The following is a 20537-nucleotide window of genomic DNA, read 5'->3' on the forward strand; positions in this document are numbered from 1 at the left end:
GCCCGCCCCTAGGGCGCGCCGGGGCCTTCGCGTGTCGGGACAACGGCCCTGCCGTCGGTGGGCTCGAAGGTGGCCGGGGTGGTGAAGGCGGCGCGGCGGGTGGCTCGGCGGAGGGTGCGGAGGACGGGGGCGCCGATGGTGAGGCAGAGGGTGGCGGTGAGGGCGGCGCGGGGGAGGTCCCAGCCGAGGGAGGTGGTGAGGCAGTAGGCGAGGAAGTGGGCGAGGTTGGTGGTGAGGGGGGCGTCGGGGGAGTAGGAGAGGGCCGGGGGGAGGCCGGCGCCGAGGTAGGGCCAGCCCTGGAGGTTCATGACGGTGCCGTAGGCGAGGGCGGAGAGGGCGCCGTAGGTGGCGAGCAGGGCGAGTTCGCGGCGGCCGCGGAGGGTGGCGGGGCCGGGGAGGAGGCCGGCGCCGAGGCAGACCCAGCCCATGCTGAGCATCTGGAACGGGAGCCAGGGGCCGACGCCGGCGGTGAGCAGGGCGGAGGCGAACATGGTGAGCGCGCCGAGGACGAAGCCGAAGCCCGGGCCGAGCACCCGGCCGGAGAGCACGATCAGGAAGAACATCGGCTCCAGCCCGGCGGTGCCCGCGCCGAGCGGGCGCAGCGCCGCGCCGACCGCGGCCAGCACGCCGAGCAGGGCGACCGACTTGGCGTCCAACCCGGCCTGCCCGTCGCCGCCTTCGGAGATCTGGGCGATGACGACGCCGATGAGCAGGGGCATCAGCAGCGCGAACAGCCACGGGGCGTCCGCGGAGTGGTAGGCCAGGGTGGAGGAGGGGTCGGCGAGCAGCGGCCAGCCGAAGGCGATCACGCCGATGACGGTGATGAGCAGGAGCAGGGCGATGGAGCGGCGGCCGAGAGGGACGGGGCGGTCGAGGGAGGTCGCGGGGGCGGTCACGAGGCGGACTCCGCGAGGGCGGCGGTGACCTGGGGGACCGTCAGCCAGGGGAGCGGGGCGAGGACCTTGGCGACCTGGGGGGCGAAGGCCGGGGAGGAGACCACGATCTCGGCGCTCGGGCCGTCCGCGACGATCTCGCCGTCGGCCAGGATGACGGTGCGGTGGGCGAGTTCGGCGGCCAGCTCCACGTCGTGGGTGGCGAGCAGGACGGCGTGGCCGTCGGCGGCGAGTTCGCGCAGGACGGTGACCAGGCGGGCCTTGGCGGCGTAGTCCAGGCCGCGGGTGGGCTCGTCCAGCAGGAGCAGTGGGGGGCGGGCGGTGAGGACGACGGCCAGGGCGAGGGTGAGCCGTTGGCCCTCGGAGAGGTCGCGGGGGTGCAGGGCGTCGTCGATGCCGGGGAGCAGCCGGGCCACCAGGGCGCGGCAACTGCCGGGCTCCGCGCCGGAGTCGGCGTCGGCCCCGGCGCACTCGGCGGCCACCGTCTCGGCGTAGAGGAGGTCGCGCGGGTCCTGCGGGACGAGGCCGACGTGGCGGATCAGCTCGCGGGGCTTGGCCCTGTGCGGGGCGGTGGCCAGCTCGCCGAGCCGGACGGTGCCGGAGTCGGGGCGGTGCAGGCCGGTGAGGGTGGCGAGCAGGGTGGACTTGCCCGCGCCGTTGCGGCCCATCAGGGCGGTGATCTCCCCGGCGGAGAGGGCGAGTTGGACGCCCCGCAGGACCGGGTTCGGACCGCGCCGGACCACCAGGCGGCCGACCTCGGCCAGGGTGGGGCCGGAGGTGGCGGAGGCGGCGGGCGGGGTGCGGCCGTCGAGGGCGGCGCGCAGCGGGGCGGCCTTGCGGCGGGCGTCCCGGACGGTCAGCGGCAGCGGGCTCCAGCCGGCCGCCCGGCCGAGGCCGACCACCGGCGGGTGGACCGGCGAGACGGCCATCACGGCGGCCGGATCGTCCAGCAGGGGAGGGGAGTCGGGGGAGAGCAGCAGCACCTGGTCGGCGTACTGGACCACCCGCTCCAGGCGGTGTTCGGTGAGCAGCACGGTGGTGCCGAGGTCGTGCACCAGGCGCTGCAGCACGGCGAGCACCTCCTCGGCCGCGCCGGGGTCGAGGGCGGAGGTCGGCTCGTCCAGCACCAGGACCCGGGGGTGGGCCGTGAGCACGGAGCCGATGGCGACGCGCTGCTGCTGGCCGCCGGAGAGGGCGGAGAGCGGGCGGTCGCGCAGCTCGGCGAGGCCCAGCAGGTCGAGGGTCTCCTCCACCCGGCGGCGCATCACCTCGGGGGCCAGGCCCAGGGACTCCATGCCGTAGGCGAGTTCGTCCTCGACGGTGTCGGTGACGAAGTGCGCCAGCGGGTCCTGGCCCACGGTGCCGACAACGTCGGCGAGTTCGCGCGGGCGGTGCTCCCGGGTGTCCCGGCCGGCCACGGTGACCCGGCCGGTCAGCACGCCGCCGGTGAAGTGCGGGACCAGGCCGCTCACGGTGCCCAGCAGGGTGGACTTGCCGACCCCGGACGGGCCGACCACCAGGCAGAGTTCGCCCTCCGGGACGCTCAGGCTCACCTCGCGCAGCACCGGGGCGGCGGCGTCCTGGTACCGGACGGAGACCTGGTCGAAGGTGATCACGGCTGCCTCGGGGTGGGAGTGGGGGCGACGAAGGCGGGGAGCAGGCCGAGCAGGACGGCCAGTGCGGGGAGCAGCGGCAGGGTGGGCCAACTCGGCGGCACCACGGTCGGGTTGAAGCCGGTGGGATCGTGGAGCGAGAGCAGCACCAGTAGCCCGGCCACGGCGGCGCCCGAGCCGGCCACCGCCCACTCCCGCCAGGCCCACGGGTCCGGCCGGTAGCGGGTGCGCACCGAACGGCGGCCGCCGAGCGCCAGCCCGGCCCCGGCGGCCAGCAGGCCGAGCACCAGGACCGGGAGCGCCCAGCCGCCGCCGTCCGCGCTGAGCAGCCCGTAGCAGGCGGCGCAGACGCCGATCAGGCCGAGCAGGGTCAGCGCCGCGGTGGTCCGGGCGATCCTCGGCGGTACGTCGGCGGTCCGGCCGAAGCCCCGGCTGTCCATCGCGGCGGCCAGGGCGACGGACCGTTCGAGCGCACTCTCCAGCACCGGCAGCCCGACGCTGAGCAGCGCCTTCACCCCCTTGTCCGAGCGGCCGCGCAACCGCCGTGCGGTGCGCACCCGTTGGACGTCGGCGACCAGGTTCGGCGCGAAGGTCATCGCCACCACGGCGGCCACCCCCGCCTCGTAGAGCGCGCCGGGCAGGGTGCGCAGCAGGCGGGAGGGGCTGGCGAGGGAGTTGGCCGCGCCGACGCAGATCAGCAGGGTGGCCAGCCGCAGGCTCTGGTAGAGCGAGAAGAGCAGTGCCTCCAGCGTCACCCGGCCGCCGATGCGCACCCCCTGCGCCCAGTCGGGGAGCGGGAGTTGGGGCAGGGTGAGGACGACGTGGGTGCCGCCGACGGCCGAGCCGAGCAGCACGGTGAAGACCAGCCGGATCCCCAGCACCACCAGGGCGAGCCGCAGGAAGGTTCCGTAGGAGCGGGCCCACGGCTCGGTGGAGCGGCGGGCGGCGACCACGTACCCGGCGACGGCGACGATCAGCAGGAGCAGCAGCGGGTTCGTGGTCCGGGAGGCGGCCGCCCCGAGGCCGAGCGCCCAGAGCCACCACGCGCCGGGGTGCAGACGGCGCGGGCCGATCGCGGAGCGGGTGGTGGCTCGGGACACGGGGAGGACCTTCGGGACGCGAGGAGGGGAGGGGAGGGAGTGACGGTGGGTCAGGAACGGCGGCGGCGGGCCTGCCAGACGGCCGCCCCGGCCAGTGCCGCCACCAGTGCGGCGCCCGCGACCACGCCCAGCGCCGGGCCGGAGCCGTCGGATCCCCTGTCGCCGGATCCCTGGTCGCCGGAGGCGGTGGCGGACCCGGCGGCGTTCACCGCGTCGCCGCAACCGGCCTTCGGGTAGCCGGAGATGGCGCACAGGATGCCGGCCGAGTCGTACCGCAGCGGTGGGGCCACGGTGGCCAGCACCTCGGCCGAGGTGGCGGCGGCCGGTACGGCGGCGCAGCCGGTGCGCGGCGAGGGGGTGGGCGGGGTCTCGCCGGACGGGGCGTCGGCGGGGGTGCCGAAGTCGAGCACCACGGCGACCCGCTTCTTGCCGGGCTGGGCGGGGGTGGCGGCGCAGAGCGCGGCGAAGTCGCCGGAGCCGGTGGGCCGCGCGGCGTCCTGGCCGCCGTCGGGGCTGACCGCGAAGCGCCAGCCGTCCACGGCACCGTCCGGCGGCACGTACACGGCGGGGCCCTGCTGCTGGTAGGTCCAGCCGGAGCCGGTCGCCTTCCAGAACGACCAGTAGCGGTAGCCGGTGGCGTGCGCGGGGGAGGGGAGCAGGACGGTGAGCAGGCCGGCCAGCAGGAGGGCGAGCGCGGCGGTGAGGGCCGGGGCCGTCACCGCCGCGCCGGGTCGACGGGGCGTCACTTCTGCCCGTCGCCCTCGTCGGTGTCCGGCCGGTCCTTCGCGGTGGGTTCGGAGGCGGGCTTCTCCGTGGCCTTCTCTGCGGGCTCGGCGGAGGGCTCGGCGGCGGAGCCGGCAGCGGGCTCGGCGGCCGGCTCGCCACCGCCCGGGGCGTGGGCGCCGCGCTTGCGCTGGAGGCTGAGCAGCAGGCCGCCGCCGATGCCGATCAGCAGGCCGACGCCGATCAGCCAGAACGGGGAGAAGCCGCCGTTGTCGTCGGCCTCGGTGATGGAGGAGCCGGGGGCCTTGGTGCCCTTGGGGTACTCCGAGGCGGCGGCGCTCGCGGCGGGCGGGACGGACTTGGGCGCCGGGCCGGCGTCGATGAGCAGCTGGAGGATGTTGCTGCCGCCGTAGTTGAGCGGGTCGCGCCCGGACGCCTGGGCGGTCAGCACCAGGATGGCGGCGGCCGAGGCGTCGGTGCCGGAGGCGCCCTTGGCGGCCCAGGCGTAGCCGTTGCCGGCCAGCCAGTCGGCGGCACCGGCGGCCTCGGTGGGGTGGCCGGCCTGGATCAGGCTGAGCGCGGCCCAGGCGGTGGCGTTGTAGTCGGGGGTGGGCGCTGCGCCGGGGGTGTTGAGCATCAGGTGCTGGCCGTTGGCCGCCAGCTGCGCGACCAGGTGGGCGGAGACGGCCTCGGCGGAGGCCGCCCGCGGTACCGGTCCTGAGGTGGTGGCGGAGCAGTCGAGCGGCTTGGGCGCGGCGTCCGCCCGGTTGGTGTTGGTGACCGGCAGCTTGCCGCCGGCCGCGGCGAGCGCGGCCTGGGCGCTGGCCAGCCCGTTCGGGGCGAGCGAGCCGTCCGGGAGGGGCTGGTAGCCGAAGGCGCCGCGCTCGCCGACCGGGGCGGCGCAGCCGAGCTGGAAGAGGGCCAGGCCGTCGTAGGCGGTCTTGCCGTCCTTGGCCACGGCGGCCGGGTCGGTGCCGACGGTGAGCAGGGCGCTGACGGCCAGTCCGGTGGAGTTGGCGTCGCCGGGGTTGCCGGGGTTGTAGGCCCAACTGCCGTCCGCGTTCTGGACCTTCTTCAGCCACTCGACGCCCCGGCTGACGGAGTTCTGGTGTCCGTCCAGCTTGCTCAGCGCCTGGACGGCCATGGCGGTGGCGTTGGTGTCCTCGGCCTTGGGGTCGCAGGCGCCGGTGGTCGCGGCGGCGGAGGAGGTGTCGGCGCGGAACGAGGGCCAGCCGCCGTCCGCGCACTGCTGGCCGGTCAGCCAGTTCACCGCGGCGTCGGCGGGCACCACGCCGGTGGCGGCGAGCGCGGTGAGGGCCAGCGACTGGCGCCACACGCCGTCGTACGTCGGGTCGCCCTTGCCGTAGACCTCGGCGGGGGCGGCGACCGGGGAGGGGGAGGCCGACGGGGTGTCCGCGAGGGCGGGGGCGGCGGTGCCGGCCAGCAGGGCGGCGGTGGCCAAGGCGGTGGTGGCCAGGGCGGCGGCGCCCGCGCGGGCAGTGGTGAGCATGGCGGTGGGTGGACCTTTCGCTGAGCGGTTGTGCGGCGGTGGGGGAACCGCCCGTAGACCTCGACGTGGCCGCTCGCTCCCGGACGGGCATTCCGACTTTCACGGCTGCGGGTCAGTGCCGGAGTACCACCGGCTTCCCCCGACGAGGAGCGGATGAAGTTGTACCAGCGGTTCAAGACTCTAACCTTCCGGCCGTCGCGCTCCGTACCGACACGGTCTGGACGCCACCCCTCCCCACGGACTAGAACTGGTACCAGTTTTTCGGTCCGTCGGGCGGAGGAGTCGGGGATGACCGGGGTAGTGGAGCACGGCGAGCTGTTCATCGGAGGCGCGTGGAGCGCCCCGGCCGGGGACGCGGTGATCGAGGTGGTCTCCCCGCACACCGAGCAGGTGATCGGCCGGGTGCCGCACGCCGCCGAGGCGGACGTGGACCGCGCGGTGGCCGCCGCCCGCCGGGCCTTCGACGAGGGCCCCTGGCCCCGGACCTCTCCGGCCGAGCGGATCGCGGTGGTGCGCCGGATCAAGGACGGCCTGGCCGCCCGGGCGCGGGAGCTGGCCGAGCTGATCACCTCTCAGAACGGCTCGCCGATCTCCTGGAGCGTGCCCGCCCAGGCGTACGGGCCGGTGGCGATCTGGGACGCGTACATCCGGGTGGCCGAGGCGCACCCCTTCGAGGAGCTGCGGGACGGGGCCTTCGGCCGGGCCCTGGTGCGCAGCGAGCCGGCCGGGGTGGTGGCGGCGGTGGTGCCGTGGAACGTCCCGCAGTTCGCCGCCGCCTCCAAGCTGGCGCCCGCCCTGCTGGCGGGCTGCACCGTGGTGCTCAAGCCCTCCCCGGAGACCCCGCTGGACGCCTACGTGCTGGCCGAGGTGGTCCGCGAGGCCGGGCTGCCCGAGGGCGTGCTGAGCATCCTGCCCGCCGACCGGGGGACCGGGGCGTACCTGGTCGGCCACCCCGGCGTGGACAAGGTCTCCTTCACCGGCTCGGTCGCCGCCGGGCGGCTGGTGATGGCCGGTGCCGCCCGCACCCTCAAGAAGGTCACCCTGGAGCTCGGCGGCAAGTCCGCCGCGATCGTGCTCCCCGACGCCGACCTGGACCGCACCGTCCGCTCCCTGACCACCGCCGCCTACCTCAACAACGGCCAGGCCTGCATCGCCCAGACCCGGATCCTCGCCCCCGCCTCCCACTACGAGGAGCTGGCCGAGCGCCTCACGGCCGCCGTCGCCGCCCTCCCGGTCGGGGACCCGCTCGACCCGGGCACGGCCGTCGGCCCGCTGGTGACGGCGCGTCAGCGGCAGCGCAGCCTGGACTACATCGCGCTGGCCCAGGCGGAGGGCGCCAAGCTGCTCACCGGTGGCGGGGTGCCGGCCGGCCTGGAGCGCGGCTGGTACGTCGAGCCGACGCTCTTCGGCGACGTCGACAACTCCAGCCGGATCGCCCAGGAGGAGGTCTTCGGCCCGGTGGTCTGCCTGACGCCCTACCAGGACGAGGAGCAGGCCGTCCGGCTGGCGAACGACTCCGAGTTCGGCCTCTCCGGCAGCGTCTGGACCGCCGACGTCGAACGCGGCCTGGACGTGGCCCGCCGGATCCGCACCGGCACCTACGCGGTCAACACCTTCAACCTCGACTGCGGCGTCCCCTTCGGCGGCTACAAGCAGTCCGGCGTCGGCCGCGAGTTCGGCCCCGAGGGCTTCGCCGAGTACCTGGAGACCAAGAGCATCGTCCTGCCCAAGGGGTACACCGCGCCCTGACGGGCGGTCAGGGTCTCAGAGGGTCAGCAGGCGGGCCGCGGTGTGGAGGTCGGCGCGGACCTCCGCCAGCGAGGTGCGGCCGGAGAGCCAGGCGAGCAGGGTGGCGTGCCAGGTGTGGGCGACCACGCGGAGGGCGGCCTGCTGGGCGGGGGTGGGGGTGGGGCCGAGCTGGGCGGCGTCCAGCACGATGGCGGAGGTGACGGCGGAGACGGCGTCGACCTCGGCGCTCACCGAGCGGTCGGCGAAGGAGAGGGCGCGCACCATGGCCTCCGCGAGCCGGGGCTCGCGCTGGAGCGCGTGGAAGGCCTGGGTCAGGGTCTCGGCGACCCTGGCCGCCGGGTCGTCCCCGGTCGGCGGGTGACGGCGGACCTGTTCGTGGAGGTGCTGGAGCTGCTCCTGCATCACCGCGACCAACAGGTGCACCTTGGAGGGGAAGTAGCGGTAGAGGGTGCCGAGCGCGACCTCCGCCGTCTCCGCCACCTCGCGCATCTGCACCGCCTCGTACCCGCCCCGGGCGGCCAGCGCGGTGGAGGCCCGCAGGATGCGGCGGCGGCGCTCGGCCTGACGGGGCGTGAGCCCGGCGCCGGGGGCGGCGGTGGTGGTCAAGGCGGGCCTCCCCGGACGGGTGCGCGGTAGTTCCGGACGGGGGTGATTGAACCATGGGGCGGCAGGTGAGGACACGTCGGCGGGGAGGCGTCGGGAGAGCTATGTCACAGTGAACGCCGGGTCGGCGCGCCCCGTGGAGCAGTCAGAATGGAGCTCTCCGGTGCTGACGTACCCGTCAGTAGCCGGCGTCTCCCCGGGCGGGGGCCGCCCGGCCGCTCCCGGGTCCGGGGCCGGGTATCTTCGAGGCCCGAACAAGCATGAAACGTGATCTACTTCCCGCCGCCCGCGCGGACGGAGAGTAGGGGACAGGAGCCCCGGATGACCGCGCTGCCGCCGCGACCGCTGCGCATCGCCCTGCTCTCCTACCGGGGCGACCCGTACTGCGGCGGCCAGGGCGTGTACGTGCGCCACCTCTCCCGCGAGCTGGCCCGCCTCGGCCACCACGTGGACGTGATCGGCGCCCAGCCCTACCCCGTGCTGGACGAGGTCGAGGGCCCCGGCAGCGTGCGGCTGGTGGAGCTGCCCAGCCTGGACCTGTACCGGGCGGACGACCCCTTCCGCACCCCCGCGCTGCGCGAGTACCGGAGCCTGGTGGACGTGCTGGAGGTGGCCGGGATGCGCACCGGCGGCTTCCCCGAGCCGCTCACCTTCTCGCTCCGGGCCCGGCAGTACCTGGCCGCCCACAAGGGCCGCTACGACGTGGTGCACGACAACCAGACCCTCGGCTACGGCCTGCTCGGCCTGGCCCGGCACGGCTTCCCGCTGGTCACCACCGTGCACCACCCGATCACCGTGGACCGGCAGCTGGAGATCGACGCGGCCGCCACCCGGCTGGAGCGGCTCGGCAAGCGCCGCTGGTACGGCTTCGTCCGGATGCAGCGCCGGGTGGCCGCCCGGCTGGACCACGTGATCACCGTCTCCGGCAGCTCCAAGACCGAGATCGCCGAGCACCTGGGCACCCCGCCCGGCCGGATCGCGGTGGTGCCGATCGGCGCCGACACCCGGCTCTGGTCGCCCTCCGAGGAGGTCGCCGTGGTGCCCGGACGGATCGTCACCACCTCCAGTGCGGACGTCCCGTTGAAGGGCCTGGTCCACCTGGTGGAGGCCCTGGCCAAGGTGCGGACCGAGCGCCCGGCGCACCTGGTGGTGGTCGGCAAGCCGCAGAAGGGCGAGGGGCCGGTCACCGAGGCCGTCCGCCGCTTCGGCCTGGAGGCGCACGTCGAGTTCCGCACCGGGCTGACGGACCGTGAGCTGGTCGACCTCTACCGCTCGGCCGAGGTGGCCTGCGTCCCGTCCCTGTACGAGGGCTTCTCGCTGCCCGCCGCCGAGGCGATGGCCACCGGCACCCCGCTGGTCGCCACCACCGGCGGTGCCATCCCCGAGGTGGCCGGGCCGGACGGCGAGACCTGCCTCGCGGTGCCGCCCGGCGACGCGGGGGCGCTGGCCGCCGCGCTGGGGCGCCTGCTGGACGACCCCGCGCTGCGGGCCCGCCTCGGCGCGGCCGGGCGGGAGCGGGTGCTGGCCCGGTTCACCTGGCAGCGGGCCGCCGAGCTCACCGCCGAGCAGTACCGCGCGGCGATCGCCACCGGAGTCGGGCAGCGGGCCCGGGCCGGCGCCGGGTGGCGCTACGTCGCCTGAGCAGCCCCGGCGCGGCCGTGAGCTGACGGCCGATCACTTTCTCGTCGTACCACCGCACCAACGAATGGGAGCCCCGCAGTGCTGACCGTCGATTTCTCCCGCTTCCCGCTCGCCCCCGGCGACCGGGTGCTCGACCTGGGCTGTGGTGGGGGCCGGCACGCCTTCGAGTGTTACCGGCGCGGCGCGAACGTGGTCGCCCTGGACCAGAACGCCGAGGAGATCGCCGAGGTGCGCAAGTGGTTCGCCGCCATGGAGCAGGCCGGCGAGGCGCCGGCCGGCGCCTCGGCGGTGGCCATGGAGGGCGACGCGCTCAACCTGCCGTTCGACGACGACACCTTCGACAAGATCATCATCTCCGAGGTGATGGAGCACATCCCGGACGACAAGGGCGTGCTCGCCGAGATGGTCCGGGTGCTCAAGCCCGGTGGTCTGCTGGCCGTCACCGTGCCGCGCTACCTGCCCGAGAAGATCTGCTGGGCGCTCTCCGACGAGTACCACGAGGTCGAGGGCGGGCACATCCGGATCTACAAGGGCGACGAGCTGGTGGAGCGGGTGCGGGAGGCCGGCCTGGAGCCGTACGGCCAGCACCACGCGCACGCGCTGCACTCGCCGTACTGGTGGATCAAGTGCGCCGTCGGCGTCAACAACGACAAGGCCCTGCCGGTCAAGGCCTACCACCAGCTGCTGGTCTGGGACATCGTCGGGACGCCGGTGATCTCGAAGATCACCAAGGCCGCCGAGAAGGCGCTCAACCCGGTGATCGGCAAGAGCTTCGTGGTGTACGCGAGCAAGCCGCGGAAGGCCGGCGCATGACGGCCGCGATCCCCGAGGCGCTGCTGCTCGACGGGGTGCTGGACGCCCGGCAGGCCGCCGACACCGTCCGCTCCATCCTGGCCGACCAGCTGCCCGACGGCGCCATCCCGTGGTTCGGCGGCGGGCACCTGGACCCCTGGGACCACACCGAGGCCGCGATGGCCCTCGACACGGCCGGCGAGCACGCCGCCGCCGAGGCCGCGTACCGCTGGCTGGCGGGGCGTCAGAACCCGGACGGCTCCTGGTACGCCGCGTACGTGGACGGCGAGGTCACCAGCCGGGCGAAGGAGACCAACTTCTGCGCCTACGTGGCGGTCGGGGTCTGGCACCACCACCTCTCGACGGGTGACGACGGTTTCCTGGAGTGGATCTGGCCGGTCGTCCGGCGGGCGCTGGACTTCACGGTCGGGCTGCGGCTCCCCGGCGGGCCGATCGCCTGGCGGCAGGACGAGGACGGCACCGCGCCGGAGGAGGCGCTGCTGACCGGGTCCTCCAGCATCCTGCACGCGCTGCGGTGCGGGCTCGCCATCGCGGACTACCTCGAGGAGCCGCAGCCGGACTGGGAGTTGGCGGCGGGGCGGCTGCGGCACGCCGTCGCCCACCACCCGGAGCGGTTCCTCGACAAGGACCGCTACTCGATGGACTGGTACTACCCGGTGCTCGGGACCGCGCTGCGCGGTGCGGAGGCGGTGGCCAGGATCGAGAAGGACTGGGAGAAGTTCGTGGTGCCCGGGCTGGGGGTGCGGTGCGTCAGCGACCGGCCCTGGGTGACGGGCGGCGAGAGCGCCGAACTGGCGCTCGCGCTCTGGGCGGTGGGCGAGTCCGACCGCGCGGTGGAGATCCTGCGGTGGATCCAGCACCTGCGGCACGAGGACGGGTCCTACTGGACCGGGTACGTCTTCGAGGACGACGCGATCTGGCCGGAGGAGCGGACCACCTGGACGGCGGGCGCGCTGCTGCTCGCGGTGGCGGCGCTGGGCGGGGACCACGCGACGGTCGCCGTCTTCGGCGGGGACCAGCTGCCCGCGGGGCTGGTCGTCGAGGACTGCTGCTGAAGCGGGGCTGATCACCCGGGGGCGAGGACGGTTGCGCCCCGCAGGGGCGCGAGGCTCTGCTGATCTGCGGCTCCGCCGCGGGGCGCGAAGGGGAACGGCAGCACGTGCAACTGAGCCACCATCAGTCAGTTGCCGGTGCTGCCGTTCCCCTTCGCGCAGTTCCTCGCGCCCCCGGTGTGACGTTCTTGGTCAGCCGCGCTGGATGCCGGTGACGTCGTTCAGGAGGCCGTGGGAGCCGTCCTGGAGCTGGGCCACCAGGGCGGTGCCGCGCTGTTCGACGGCCAGGTACCAGGTGCCCGGAAGGAGCTCGCCGACCGGCGGGCCGGCGGGGTTCTCCTTGGGCGAGAGCTGGCGGGGGGCCGGGACGGCGAACCAGAACGGCGCGAAGTCGGCGACCGGGGCGGCCGGGTTCGGCAGCGGGGCGGTCACGGCGGCCGGGACGGCGGGCTGGACCTGGGTCGGCTCCTGGTGGGAGGCCGGGTTCGGCAGCGGAGCGGTGGTGCCGGCGCCGCTCGGGGTCGGGTAGCCGTAACCACCGGGCTGCGGCTGGGCGGCGTAGCCGGGGAGGCCACCGCCCGGGACCGGCTGGCCCGCCTGGCCCTGCGCCTGGTCGTAGCCGAAGGGGGCACCCGGAGCGGGCTGGCCGACCTGACCGGGCTGGCCCGGCTGGAAGGCGCCGCCGGGGGCGAACGGGGATCCGGGGGCGGCGGGGGTGGCCGGCTTGTCCGTCAGCAGCGGGGCCTGGAGGGCGGGCACCAGCGGGGCGGCCGCGGCGGCCCCGGCGAGCACCAGCAGGGCGAGCACGCTGAGCCAGGCGCCGAAGCCGTGGCCGACCGCGCTGCTGTCGCCGCCGCCGGCCAGGGCCCACAGGCCGGACCAGAGGGCGGCGAAGGAGAGCGCGGTGCCCCACTGGTCCAGGCGCAGGCCGAGGATCTGGCGGCCGTTGGCGGCCTCGCCCTGGAAGCGCTGGACCAGGATCAGGGCCGCGCCGATGAGGCCGAGCAGGAAGACCGAGGGCAGCACCGGGAAGAGCGCGGTCGACCAGGCGCTCTGGGAGGAGGAGCTGCAGGCCCTGTTGCCGAGGCAGTACTCGACGGTCACGTAGGGCAGGAAGGAGGAGATGAAGAGCAGGACGGCCGCACCTGCGACGGCGGCGTCTCCCCTGGTGAGAGCGCGCAGATTCACTAACGTTCCCCTCGTCGGTGTGTGTCGTGGACGGCTGTGTGGTTCTGGACGGTGCAAAAGCCTAGGGCCAAGCCGTTCCGCGCTGCACGGCGGGTGCCGGAAAACGGCCGGTGTCGTGGCAAAACGCCCAAGACGCCTGCCTGCCGGGTCAGCTCTTGGTAGCGGCGGAGGCGGGTGTGGTGAGGAAGGCGGTGACCGCGTCGGCGATGCCCTGGGCGGCGCGCTGGCGCCACTGGGGGTCCGTCATCCGCCGGGCGTCGCCCTCGTTGCGCATGTTGCCGCACTCGATGAAGACCTTGGGGACCTTGGAGAGGTTGAGCCCGCCGAGGTCGTTGCGGGTGTCCAGGCCCTGCTCGCCGATGTAGTCGGCATAGGGCTCGTCGGTGGCGGCCTTGAACCGGTCGCGCAGCAGGGTGCCGAGGCGGCGGGAGGATTCGACGATCGCGGAGGTGTCGGCCTTTCCGGCCTTCACCTTGGCGGGCATGATCACGTGGAAGCCGCTGCGGGAGGCCTGGGCCCCGTCGCCGTGCACCGAGACCGCCGCGTCCGCCTTGGCCTCGTTGCCGATCCGGGCGCGCTCGTCGATGCACGGGCCCCAGTCGCGGTCGTCGTCCTGGGTGAAGACCACCTTGGCGCCCCGGGCGGTGAGGATCTCCCGGGCCCGGCGCGAGACGTCCAGGCTGTACGCGGCCTCGGAGTAGCCGGCGTCGGTGCTGGTGCCGGTGGTGTCGCACTCCTTGCGGGCGTTGCCGATGTCCACCTGGCGGTTGATCTGGGAGGTGTGCTTGACGTTGCCGGGGTTGTGACCGGCGTCCAGCAGCACCGTACGGCCCGTCAGGACGCCCGCGCCGGTGGGGATCCCGGCCGACCCGGCGGGCGGGGCCGGGGTGGGCGTGCCGGTGCCGGGGGCCGGGGTCGCGGAGGGCGGGAGCTCGGTCGGCCAGCTGCTCGGCATCGGCGCCTCCGGGTCCGAGACGGGCGGGGCGGCCTGGGCGGCCTTCCGGGAGCTCTCCGCCTCGGCGCCCTGACAGGCGGTCAGGGCGAGGGCGGTGGCGCAGGCGAGGACGGCCAGCGCGGCGGCGCGGCCCCGGCCGGTGGTGGGGGAGGCGTGGGGGATGGTGGTGCGGGTCACGGGTGGTTCAGATCCTGTCCCAGGTGCGCGGCGTCAGGCCGAAGGTGTTGGCGAAGCCGTTCCACTTCGCCACGAAGTCCTTCTTCGCCTGGGTCGCCTGAGGATTGAGCTCGTTGGCCCGCTTGCGGTCGGCGGTGTTGGGAGCGGCGTTGTTGACGCAGCCCTGGGCGCCGACGGTCTTGGCCCAGGCCGCGTAGGCCCGGTCGATGTCGCCGGAGGTCTGCCAGGCGGTCTTCAGCTGCGCGGCCGCCTCGGGCCCGCCGGGCAGGTCGGTGAACTGGAGCTTGGCCAGATCGGCCACCAACTGGTCGCGCTGGGCGGCGCCGGTCTCGAAGACCTGCACCGCCGCGTCGATCTCCGGCTTGCCCGGGCAGCTGTTGACCTTGGCCACCGCGTTGCCGATCGGCGCCTTGGCCCCCTCGCCCCGGCCCAGCAGGTCGTTCAGCGCCTTGGCCTGGGCGGCGGCCTGCGGGCCGCCGCCGGCCGAGGGGCTCGGAGAGGGGCTCGGGTCGGTGGCGGCGGGGGCGGTCGGGCTCGCCGCGGAGCCGTCCCCGCTCTGCGCCGGGGCGGGCTGCGGCGCGGTGGCGCTCTTCGAGGGGGACTTGGCGGTGCCGCCGCCCTCGTCGCCGGAGTTGCGCACCGCCCAGGCCACGCCGACGCCGATCACGATGACCAGCACCACGCCGATCGCCGCGAGCAGCGGCACGCGGCGGCGCGGGCTCTCCTCGGGGAGCTCCTCGTAGTCGTAGTCCTGGTAGCGGGGCGGGAACTGCGGCTGCTGGTGCGGCTGCTGGGGGAACGCCGGGAACTGGCCCGGGGCGGCGCCCTGGGCGGCACCGGCGGCGGCCGGGAAACCTCCGGCCGGGGCCGGGCCGGGGAAGGCGCCGGGCTGCGGCTGGGCGTGCGCCTGCTGCGGGTGGGGCTGGGCGGCCGGGGGGAAGGCACCGGGGGCTGCGGCCTGCGGAAAGCCGTAGCCGCCGGGCTGCGACTGGGCCGGGGGTTGCGGGGGGCCGAACTGCGGTGCGGTGGGCGCGGGTTGGGGTTGCTGTGCGGCCTGCGGGAAACCGGGCTGCTGGGGCTGGGCGGCCGGAGGGAAGGCGCCGGGCTGCGGCTGGGCCGCGGCCTGCGGGAAGCCGTAGCCGCCGGGGGCGCCCGGAGCGGCGGGTGCGCCGGGGGTGGGTTCGGCGGGGTAGCCGTAGCCGCCGGGTGCGCCGGGTACCGCCCCGGACTGCGGGAGGTAGGGGCGGCCGCCGATCGGGGGGCCCTGGTCGCCGACCGTGCCGGGCGGGGTCTGCGCCGGGTAGCCGTAGCTGCCCGGCGCGGCGGGCGGCTGGGGGTGGCCCGGCTGAGGAGGCGTCAGAGGCTGCTGCCCAGGTCCGGGCTGACCGCCCGGCGGGGCCGGGGCCGGGGCGGCCAGCTGGAAGATCGCCGTGCTGGGCCCGTCGTCCAGCGGCTGCTGCCCGGGTGCGAGCGGAGAGGCGGGAGCGCCGGGAGCGCCGGGCTTGCCGAAGGGCACCTGCGGGGGTGCGGGCTGCTGCGCCTGCGGGGGCTGTGCGGCCGGTGGGGCAGCCTGGGCGGGCGAGGGACGGATCCACCCGCCGGCGCCGTTCCGGGCGGTCGGGTCCCAGACCGCCGGCGCGGTGCTGTCCTGCTCGGTCATTCCTGGCCTCGCCCCCGCTGTGGAAGTGGTGCGTCCTGGGTTCGCATCGTCCGTTCGTTCGGCGACACGGTACCGGCAGTTCTCGGGCGCACCAACGCGGGCACCCGGTCCACCCGGCATTCGGGATGACGTTAGAGCATCGCCGATCGTGCCCGCAGGATGACAACGATCTTCGGGGCTCGTTCACCCGTTCGACCGTCCCCGACCGGCCCATGAGGACGCACGGGGGAGCGCACGCGCGCTGAGCCCAGGGCGAACGCGGGAACGCGGTGCGGTGGCCGGGCGTCGGGCCTGGCATGGAGATCATCGAGGTGGTGCCGCGGCTGCGGATGCTGAGGTTCGAGGTCGGGGCCGCGTATCTGTGGGACGACGGCGGGGAGTTGACGCTGGTGGACACCGGGTCGGCGGACCGGGCCGGGGAGATCGAGGAGGCGTTGGACGGGGGGCGGCTGCGCAGGATCGTGCTGACGCACTTCCATGAGGACCACAGCGGTTCGGCCGCCGAGCTGGCCGCGCGGCACGGGGCGGAGGTGGTGGCGCACCGGCTGGAGGCGCCCGTGATCCGGGGTGAGGTGCCGGGGCCGCCGCCGGTGCTGGAGGAGTTCGAGACACCGATCTGGGAGTCGCTGCCGAAGCTTCCGCCGGCCCCGCCCTGCCGGGTGGACCGCGAGGTGGCGGACGGGGACGCGCTCGACTTCGCGGGCGGTGCCGTGGTGGTGGCCGCGCCCGGGCACACCGACGGTTCGCTGGCGCTCTGGCTGCCGGAGCCCAAGGTGCTGTTCACCGGGGACGCGGTGGCCAACGTCAACGGGCTCACCATGCTGGGGGTCTTCAACACCGACCGGGGCCGCGCGGTGGAGTCCTTCCACCGGCTGGCCGCGCTGGGGAGCGAGGCCGTGCTGTTCGGCCACGGCGACCCACTGGTCGGCGGGGCGGCGGAGGTGCTGCGGGCGGCCGCCGCCGGAACCGCGGTCTGACGGCGAGCCGGCCGACGGTCCGTCAGGCGGTGCGGCGGCGGAGGATGCGGAGCGAGCCGGTGACGGAGAGCTCCTCGAAACCGTCCTCCAAGGCGCGCAGGTAGACCCGGTAGGGGGCCTGTCCGCCGTCCGCGGGGTCCGGGAAGACGTCGTGGACGGCGAGCAGGCCGCCGTCGGCCAGGTGCGGGGCCCAGCCCAGGTAGTCGGCGGTCGCGTGCTCGTCGGTGTGGCCGCCGTCGATGAAGACCAGGGCCAGCGGGGTGGACCAGAGCGCGGCGATCTGCGGCGAGCGGCCGACCAGGGCGACCACGTGCTCCTCCAGGCCCGCGTGGAAGAGGGTGCGGCGGAAGTTCGGCAGGGTGTCCATCCGGCCGACCTCGGGGTCGACCAGCGAGGTGTCGTGGTACTCCCAACCGGGCTGCTGCTCCTCCGAGCCCCGGTGGTGGTCCACGGTGAGCGCGACCGTGCCGGTGGCCCGGGCGGCGTCGGCCAGCAGGATCGCGGAGCGGCCGCAGTACGTGCCGATCTCCAGCACCGGCCGCCCGGTGGCCCGGGCCGCCCCGACGGCGGCGGCGTACAGCGCGAGGCCCTCGTCCACCGGCATGAAACCGGTCGCGGCCTCGAAGGAGGCGAGCACCTCGGGGGCCGGGCGGAGGTCCGTCATGGTGCTGCTCCCTGTGGTGCGGTGCGGGTCTGCCGGTGCGAACCCTACTCGACGGTAGTCGGGGGCTACCGGGGTGCCGGGGGATGGGGTATATCTGGGAGCCGATTTCTGGAACTTGTTCTAGATCGCGGCGGCCGTACGCTGCTGTCCATCACCCACAGGCGACCCCGGGAGCGAGCCCCATGCGCGCAGCGATCCTGCACGAGACCGGCCAGGACAAGCTGGAGGTCCGCGAGGACGTCGAGGTGGTCGGCTTCGGCCCCGGCAAGGTCCGGGTCCGGCTGCGGGCCACCAGCCTGTGCCACTCGGACCTCTCCGCGATGAGCGGCGTGCTGCCGCAGCCGGCCCCGTTCGTGCCCGGGCACGAGGGTGCGGGCGACGTGGTCGAGGTCGGGGAGGGCGTGACGGGCGTCGCGGTCGGCGACCGGGTGGTGCTCTGCTGGATGCCGCCCTGCGGCAGCTGCCCGCACTGCCGCCGGGGTCAGGGCCACCTGTGCGTCACCAGCCTGCGGCGGCTCGGCACCCCCGGGTTCGCGCTGGCCGACGGCACCGAGGTCTCCGGCTTCTACGGCACCGGCACCTTCGCCCAGGAGCTGGTGGTCACCGCCGACTCGGTGATCCCGGTGCCCGCCGACATGCCGTACGAGCAGGCCGCGCTGATCGGCTGCGGGGTGACCACCGGCCTCGGCGCGGCGGTGAACACCGCCCGGGTGGAGCCCGGCAGTTCGGTCGCGGTGATCGGCGCGGGCGGGGTCGGCGTGGCCGCCGTCCAGGGCGCCCGGATCTGCGGGGCGGCCCGGATCACCGTGGTCGACCCGGTGGAGTCCCGGCGCGAGCGGGCGCTCGCCTTCGGCGCCACCGAGGCGATCGCCCCCGAGGGACTGAAGGCGGCGGCCAAGGGTCAGGAGGCGGGCGGTTTCGACTACGTCTTCGAGGCGGTAGGCCGCGGGGCCACGGTGCGGGCGGCGTACGACGCCACCCGGCGGGGCGGCGCTGTCGTGGTGATCGGGGCGGGGGCCCGGGACGACCTGGTGCAGTTCAGCATGGGTGAACTGTTCTTCAACGAGAAGCGTCTGCTCCCCTCGATGTACGGCGGCGGCGACGTGCGGCGCACCGCCGCCCGGGCCGTCGACCTCTGGCGGGCCGGCCGCCTGGACCTGGCCGGGATGATCACCCACCGGCTCGGCCTGGACGGGGTGAACGAGGCGATCCGCCAGATGCGCAGCGGCGAGGCCCTGCGGACGGTCATCACCCTCGACTGAACCCACCCCGCCCGCACCGGCGGAGCCGCCCGCACCGGCGGCGTCCGCGCGTGGCCTTCGTCACTCCGGCAAGTTTTTTCGGCCAGTGGCGTTACCGATCCGGCCGCCGGTGCGTGTCTGTTCCCATGACCATTGCCGAGCCGAAGCCGGAGGGCCGGGCCGCCGCACGACGGGCGGCCGCGAGCAGCGGGCGCCGCCGGAAGAAGAAGGGCCGCCGCCGGGTCCTGGTGCCCGTGCTGGTCACCACCGGTGCGCTGGTGGTGGCCGCAGGCGGGGGAGCCTTCCTCTACCTGCGGCACCTGGACTCCAACATCCAGTCCGACCGGCTCGGCGCGGGCAACGCCCCGCCGCCGGCCGGCCAGGCCGACGCGCAGGGCCGGGTGGCGATGAACGTCCTGGTGATCGGCACCGACAGCCGCAAGGGCCTGGGCGGTGCGTACGGCGACCGGGAGAACACCGGCCTGGGCAACAACGACGTCAACATCCTGCTGCACGTCTACCCGGACCGGAAGGCGGCCGTCGCGCTGGACCTGCCCCGGGACTCGCTGGTCGACCAGCCCGCGTGCACCGGCAAGGACGGGAAGGTGGCCTCGGCGAAGACCGGTTGGCCGCTCAACGCCGCGATGGGCCGGGGCGGGCCGGGGTGCGTGAAGGACACCGTCGAGGCGATCACCGGTCTGCGGGTGGACTCCTGGCTGATCGTCAACTTCCAGGGCGTCAAGGACCTCACCGACGCGGTGGACGGCGTCGAGGTCAACCTGTGCAGTCCGGTGAAGGACGAGGAATCGCACCTGAACATTCCGGCCGGGCCCTACAAGCTCTCCGGCGAGCAGGGCCTGCAGTTCGTCCGCACCCGCTACGCCGTCGGGGACGGCACCGCGATCGGCCGGTTCTCGATGCAGCGCGCCTACCTCTCCTCGCTGCTGCGCAAGATCACCGACAAGGGCACCCTGCTCAACCCGGCCACCGCCTTCGGGGTGGTCGAGGCCGCGACCAAGGCACTGACCGTCTCGGACAACATCGCGGGGACCACCAAGCTGGTCGCGCTCGCCACCGAGCTCAAGGACGTCAAGCCCGCCGAGGTGGACTTCGTCCAGCCCCCGACCTCCTTCACCCGGGACCACCCCAACCCGGACTTCCGCTCGAAGAACCGGCTGGACCAGCCCGGTTCCAACCAGCTCTTCGCGCTGATCCGGGCCGACAAGCCGCTCAGCGGCGGCGAGGACCACGGGGCCTCCCCGCAGGCCTCCGCCCCGGCCTCGCCGGCGGCGGCCGCGAGCACCGCGCCGCCCGCGCCTTCGGTGAACCCGGCGACCGTCTCCGTCACCGTGCTCAACGGCACCGGGGCGGCCGGCCTCGCCACCGCCACGGCCGAGACCCTGGCCAAGCTCAGGTACAAGGCGGTGCCCGGCACCGGAGCGCCGAAGAACGTGGCCACCAGCAGCGTCACGTACGCGCGCGCCGACCAGCGGGACGCGGCCCGGGCGGTGGCGGCGGCACTCGGCCTGCCCGAGGCGGCGGTGGCGGCGGGCGGCACCGGCAGCGGGGTGGTGGTCCTGCTCGGGGCCGACTTCCGGGCGGGCGGGGCCGCGCCGTCCGCCGCACCGGTGCCGACGGCGGTGCCCACCGAGGTGAAGGTCCATCAGGCGGACGAGACCGGCTGCACCAAGGTCAAGACCGGCGGCGCGCCGCTGCAGTGAGCACGCGGACGGCCCGCCCTCCGGGGTGCGGAGGACGGGCCGTCCGGTGGTGCGGGCCTGACCGCAGGTCAGCGGCGGTGGCGGCCGTGCGGGCTGGCGTCGGCGTGGTCGTCGGCGGCGGTGCCGCCCCGGTGACGGCCGTGCGCGGCCTCGGTCGGGGCCTTGTCGGCGCCGGGCCCGGTGCTCTCGTGGTCGCTGGTGTCGGTGCGGTTCTCGGACATGCGTTCGTTCTTCCGTGCGAGGGTCCCGGCTCTGCC

18 protein-coding genes and 1 riboswitch are annotated in these 20537 nt (G+C 75.1%); of the genes, 7 read left to right on the plus strand and 11 right to left on the minus strand.

Annotation, left to right across the window (positions count from 1 at the left end):
• Nucleotides 1–8: 8 nt before the first annotated feature.
• Genes ACWEPF_RS08495 through ACWEPF_RS08515 form a run of 5 tightly spaced genes read right to left on the minus strand, consistent with a single transcriptional unit; the run spans nt 9 to nt 5839 of the window.
• Nucleotides 9–896: an ECF transporter S component gene (locus ACWEPF_RS08495; RefSeq protein WP_452171950.1), complete on the minus strand. Its 888-nt coding sequence runs from the start codon at nt 894–896 to the stop codon at nt 9–11.
• On the minus strand, nt 893–2509 hold the full coding sequence (locus ACWEPF_RS08500; RefSeq protein WP_452171951.1) for an ABC transporter ATP-binding protein: 1617 nt from the start codon (nt 2507–2509) through the stop codon (nt 893–895). The genes ACWEPF_RS08495 and ACWEPF_RS08500 overlap by 4 nt, the downstream gene beginning before the upstream one ends.
• The gene (locus tag ACWEPF_RS08505) at nt 2506–3606 is read right to left on the minus strand and encodes an energy-coupling factor transporter transmembrane component T (protein ID WP_345285012.1); all 1101 of its coding nucleotides are present in this window, start codon (nt 3604–3606) and stop codon (nt 2506–2508) included. Before ACWEPF_RS08505 ends, ACWEPF_RS08500 begins: the two co-directional genes overlap by 4 nt.
• 50 nt (nt 3607–3656) lie before the next feature.
• Complete coding sequence (locus ACWEPF_RS08510; RefSeq protein ID WP_452171952.1) at nt 3657–4352, minus strand: SCO2322 family protein; 696 nt, start codon at nt 4350–4352, stop codon at nt 3657–3659.
• Nucleotides 4349–5839 carry a prenyltransferase/squalene oxidase repeat-containing protein gene (locus ACWEPF_RS08515; protein ID WP_452171953.1) on the minus strand — a complete coding sequence of 497 codons (1491 nt, stop codon included), beginning with the start codon at nt 5837–5839 and terminating at the stop codon, nt 4349–4351. Before ACWEPF_RS08515 ends, ACWEPF_RS08510 begins: the two co-directional genes overlap by 4 nt.
• A gap of 65 nt (nt 5840–5904) precedes the next feature.
• Nucleotides 5905–6023: riboswitch (cobalamin riboswitch) on the minus strand.
• Nucleotides 6024–6127: 104 nt separating this feature from the next.
• On the opposite strand from ACWEPF_RS08515, the gene ACWEPF_RS08520 reads away from it, so the two are divergent.
• The gene (locus tag ACWEPF_RS08520) at nt 6128–7588 is read left to right on the plus strand and encodes an aldehyde dehydrogenase (RefSeq protein WP_452171954.1); all 1461 of its coding nucleotides are present in this window, start codon (nt 6128–6130) and stop codon (nt 7586–7588) included.
• A gap of 15 nt (nt 7589–7603) precedes the next feature.
• Here the strand turns inward: ACWEPF_RS08520 and ACWEPF_RS08525 are convergent, their stop codons facing one another.
• Complete coding sequence (locus ACWEPF_RS08525) at nt 7604–8194, minus strand: TetR family transcriptional regulator (protein WP_345285020.1); 591 nt, start codon at nt 8192–8194, stop codon at nt 7604–7606.
• Between the two features lie 318 nt (nt 8195–8512).
• Between ACWEPF_RS08525 and ACWEPF_RS08530 the strand changes: the two genes are divergently transcribed.
• The 3 genes from ACWEPF_RS08530 to ACWEPF_RS08540 all read left to right on the plus strand — a co-directional run bounded on the left by ACWEPF_RS08530 (nt 8513) and on the right by ACWEPF_RS08540 (nt 11700).
• Nucleotides 8513–9832, plus strand: coding sequence for a glycosyltransferase family 4 protein (locus tag ACWEPF_RS08530; RefSeq protein ID WP_380150154.1), 1320 nt, complete (start codon nt 8513–8515; stop codon nt 9830–9832).
• A 78-nt stretch (nt 9833–9910) separates the two neighbouring features.
• Nucleotides 9911–10645, plus strand: a complete 735-nt coding sequence (locus tag ACWEPF_RS08535; RefSeq protein ID WP_345285022.1) for a class I SAM-dependent methyltransferase — start codon at nt 9911–9913, stop codon at nt 10643–10645.
• Nucleotides 10642–11700, plus strand: coding sequence for a prenyltransferase/squalene oxidase repeat-containing protein (locus ACWEPF_RS08540; protein ID WP_380150155.1), 1059 nt, complete (start codon nt 10642–10644; stop codon nt 11698–11700). The genes ACWEPF_RS08535 and ACWEPF_RS08540 overlap by 4 nt, the downstream gene beginning before the upstream one ends.
• 189 nt (nt 11701–11889) lie before the next feature.
• On the opposite strand, the gene ACWEPF_RS08545 is transcribed toward ACWEPF_RS08540, so the two are convergent.
• From ACWEPF_RS08545 to ACWEPF_RS08555, 3 genes are all read right to left on the minus strand, one after another.
• Nucleotides 11890–12885 carry a hypothetical protein gene (locus ACWEPF_RS08545; RefSeq protein ID WP_452171955.1) on the minus strand — a complete coding sequence of 332 codons (996 nt, stop codon included), beginning with the start codon at nt 12883–12885 and terminating at the stop codon, nt 11890–11892.
• 148 nt (nt 12886–13033) lie between these two features.
• The gene (locus ACWEPF_RS08550; RefSeq protein WP_452171956.1) at nt 13034–14017 is read right to left on the minus strand and encodes an N-acetylmuramoyl-L-alanine amidase; all 984 of its coding nucleotides are present in this window, start codon (nt 14015–14017) and stop codon (nt 13034–13036) included.
• Nucleotides 14018–14024: 7 nt separating this feature from the next.
• Nucleotides 14025–15677 (minus strand): hypothetical protein, encoded by a 1653-nt coding sequence (locus ACWEPF_RS08555; protein ID WP_452171957.1) that lies wholly within the window; start codon nt 15675–15677, stop codon nt 14025–14027.
• A gap of 296 nt (nt 15678–15973) precedes the next feature.
• On the opposite strand from ACWEPF_RS08555, the gene ACWEPF_RS08560 reads away from it, so the two are divergent.
• Complete coding sequence (locus ACWEPF_RS08560; RefSeq protein WP_452171958.1) at nt 15974–16654, plus strand: MBL fold metallo-hydrolase; 681 nt, start codon at nt 15974–15976, stop codon at nt 16652–16654.
• Nucleotides 16655–16676: 22 nt separating this feature from the next.
• Here ACWEPF_RS08560 and ACWEPF_RS08565 read toward each other — a convergent pair whose 3' ends face one another.
• Nucleotides 16677–17318 (minus strand): class I SAM-dependent methyltransferase, encoded by a 642-nt coding sequence (locus ACWEPF_RS08565; RefSeq protein WP_449795382.1) that lies wholly within the window; start codon nt 17316–17318, stop codon nt 16677–16679.
• A gap of 182 nt (nt 17319–17500) precedes the next feature.
• On the opposite strand from ACWEPF_RS08565, the gene ACWEPF_RS08570 reads away from it, so the two are divergent.
• Nucleotides 17501–18580 carry an alcohol dehydrogenase catalytic domain-containing protein gene (locus ACWEPF_RS08570; protein ID WP_452171959.1) on the plus strand — a complete coding sequence of 360 codons (1080 nt, stop codon included), beginning with the start codon at nt 17501–17503 and terminating at the stop codon, nt 18578–18580.
• A gap of 125 nt (nt 18581–18705) precedes the next feature.
• Nucleotides 18706–20280 (plus strand): LCP family protein, encoded by a 1575-nt coding sequence (locus ACWEPF_RS08575; RefSeq protein WP_452171960.1) that lies wholly within the window; start codon nt 18706–18708, stop codon nt 20278–20280.
• Nucleotides 20281–20348: 68 nt separating this feature from the next.
• Here ACWEPF_RS08575 and ACWEPF_RS08580 read toward each other — a convergent pair whose 3' ends face one another.
• Nucleotides 20349–20501 carry a hypothetical protein gene (locus ACWEPF_RS08580; RefSeq protein WP_452171961.1) on the minus strand — a complete coding sequence of 51 codons (153 nt, stop codon included), beginning with the start codon at nt 20499–20501 and terminating at the stop codon, nt 20349–20351.
• Between the last annotated feature and the right edge of the window lie 36 nt (nt 20502–20537).

Source organism: Kitasatospora sp. NPDC004289 (assembly GCF_053602875.1).

Bases quoted from the DNA above. Each gene is read 5' to 3' on its own strand.
- ACWEPF_RS08530 (WP_380150154.1), top strand. From the start codon at position 8,513: ATGACCGCGCTGCCGCCGCGACCGCTGCGCATCGCCCTGCTCTCCTAC.
- ACWEPF_RS08540 (WP_380150155.1), top strand. From the start codon at position 10,642: ATGACGGCCGCGATCCCCGAGGCGCTGCTGCTCGACGGGGTGCTGGAC.
- ACWEPF_RS08520 (WP_452171954.1), top strand. From the start codon at position 6,128: ATGACCGGGGTAGTGGAGCACGGCGAGCTGTTCATCGGAGGCGCGTGG.
- ACWEPF_RS08575 (WP_452171960.1), top strand. From the start codon at position 18,706: ATGACCATTGCCGAGCCGAAGCCGGAGGGCCGGGCCGCCGCACGACGG.
- ACWEPF_RS08555 (WP_452171957.1), bottom strand. From the start codon at position 15,677: ATGACCGAGCAGGACAGCACCGCGCCGGCGGTCTGGGACCCGACCGCC.
- ACWEPF_RS08570 (WP_452171959.1), top strand. From the start codon at position 17,501: ATGCGCGCAGCGATCCTGCACGAGACCGGCCAGGACAAGCTGGAGGTC.
- ACWEPF_RS08560 (WP_452171958.1), top strand. From the start codon at position 15,974: ATGGAGATCATCGAGGTGGTGCCGCGGCTGCGGATGCTGAGGTTCGAG.
- ACWEPF_RS08515 (WP_452171953.1), bottom strand. From the start codon at position 5,839: ATGCTCACCACTGCCCGCGCGGGCGCCGCCGCCCTGGCCACCACCGCC.
- ACWEPF_RS08580 (WP_452171961.1), bottom strand. From the start codon at position 20,501: ATGTCCGAGAACCGCACCGACACCAGCGACCACGAGAGCACCGGGCCC.
- ACWEPF_RS08565 (WP_449795382.1), bottom strand. From the start codon at position 17,318: ATGACGGACCTCCGCCCGGCCCCCGAGGTGCTCGCCTCCTTCGAGGCC.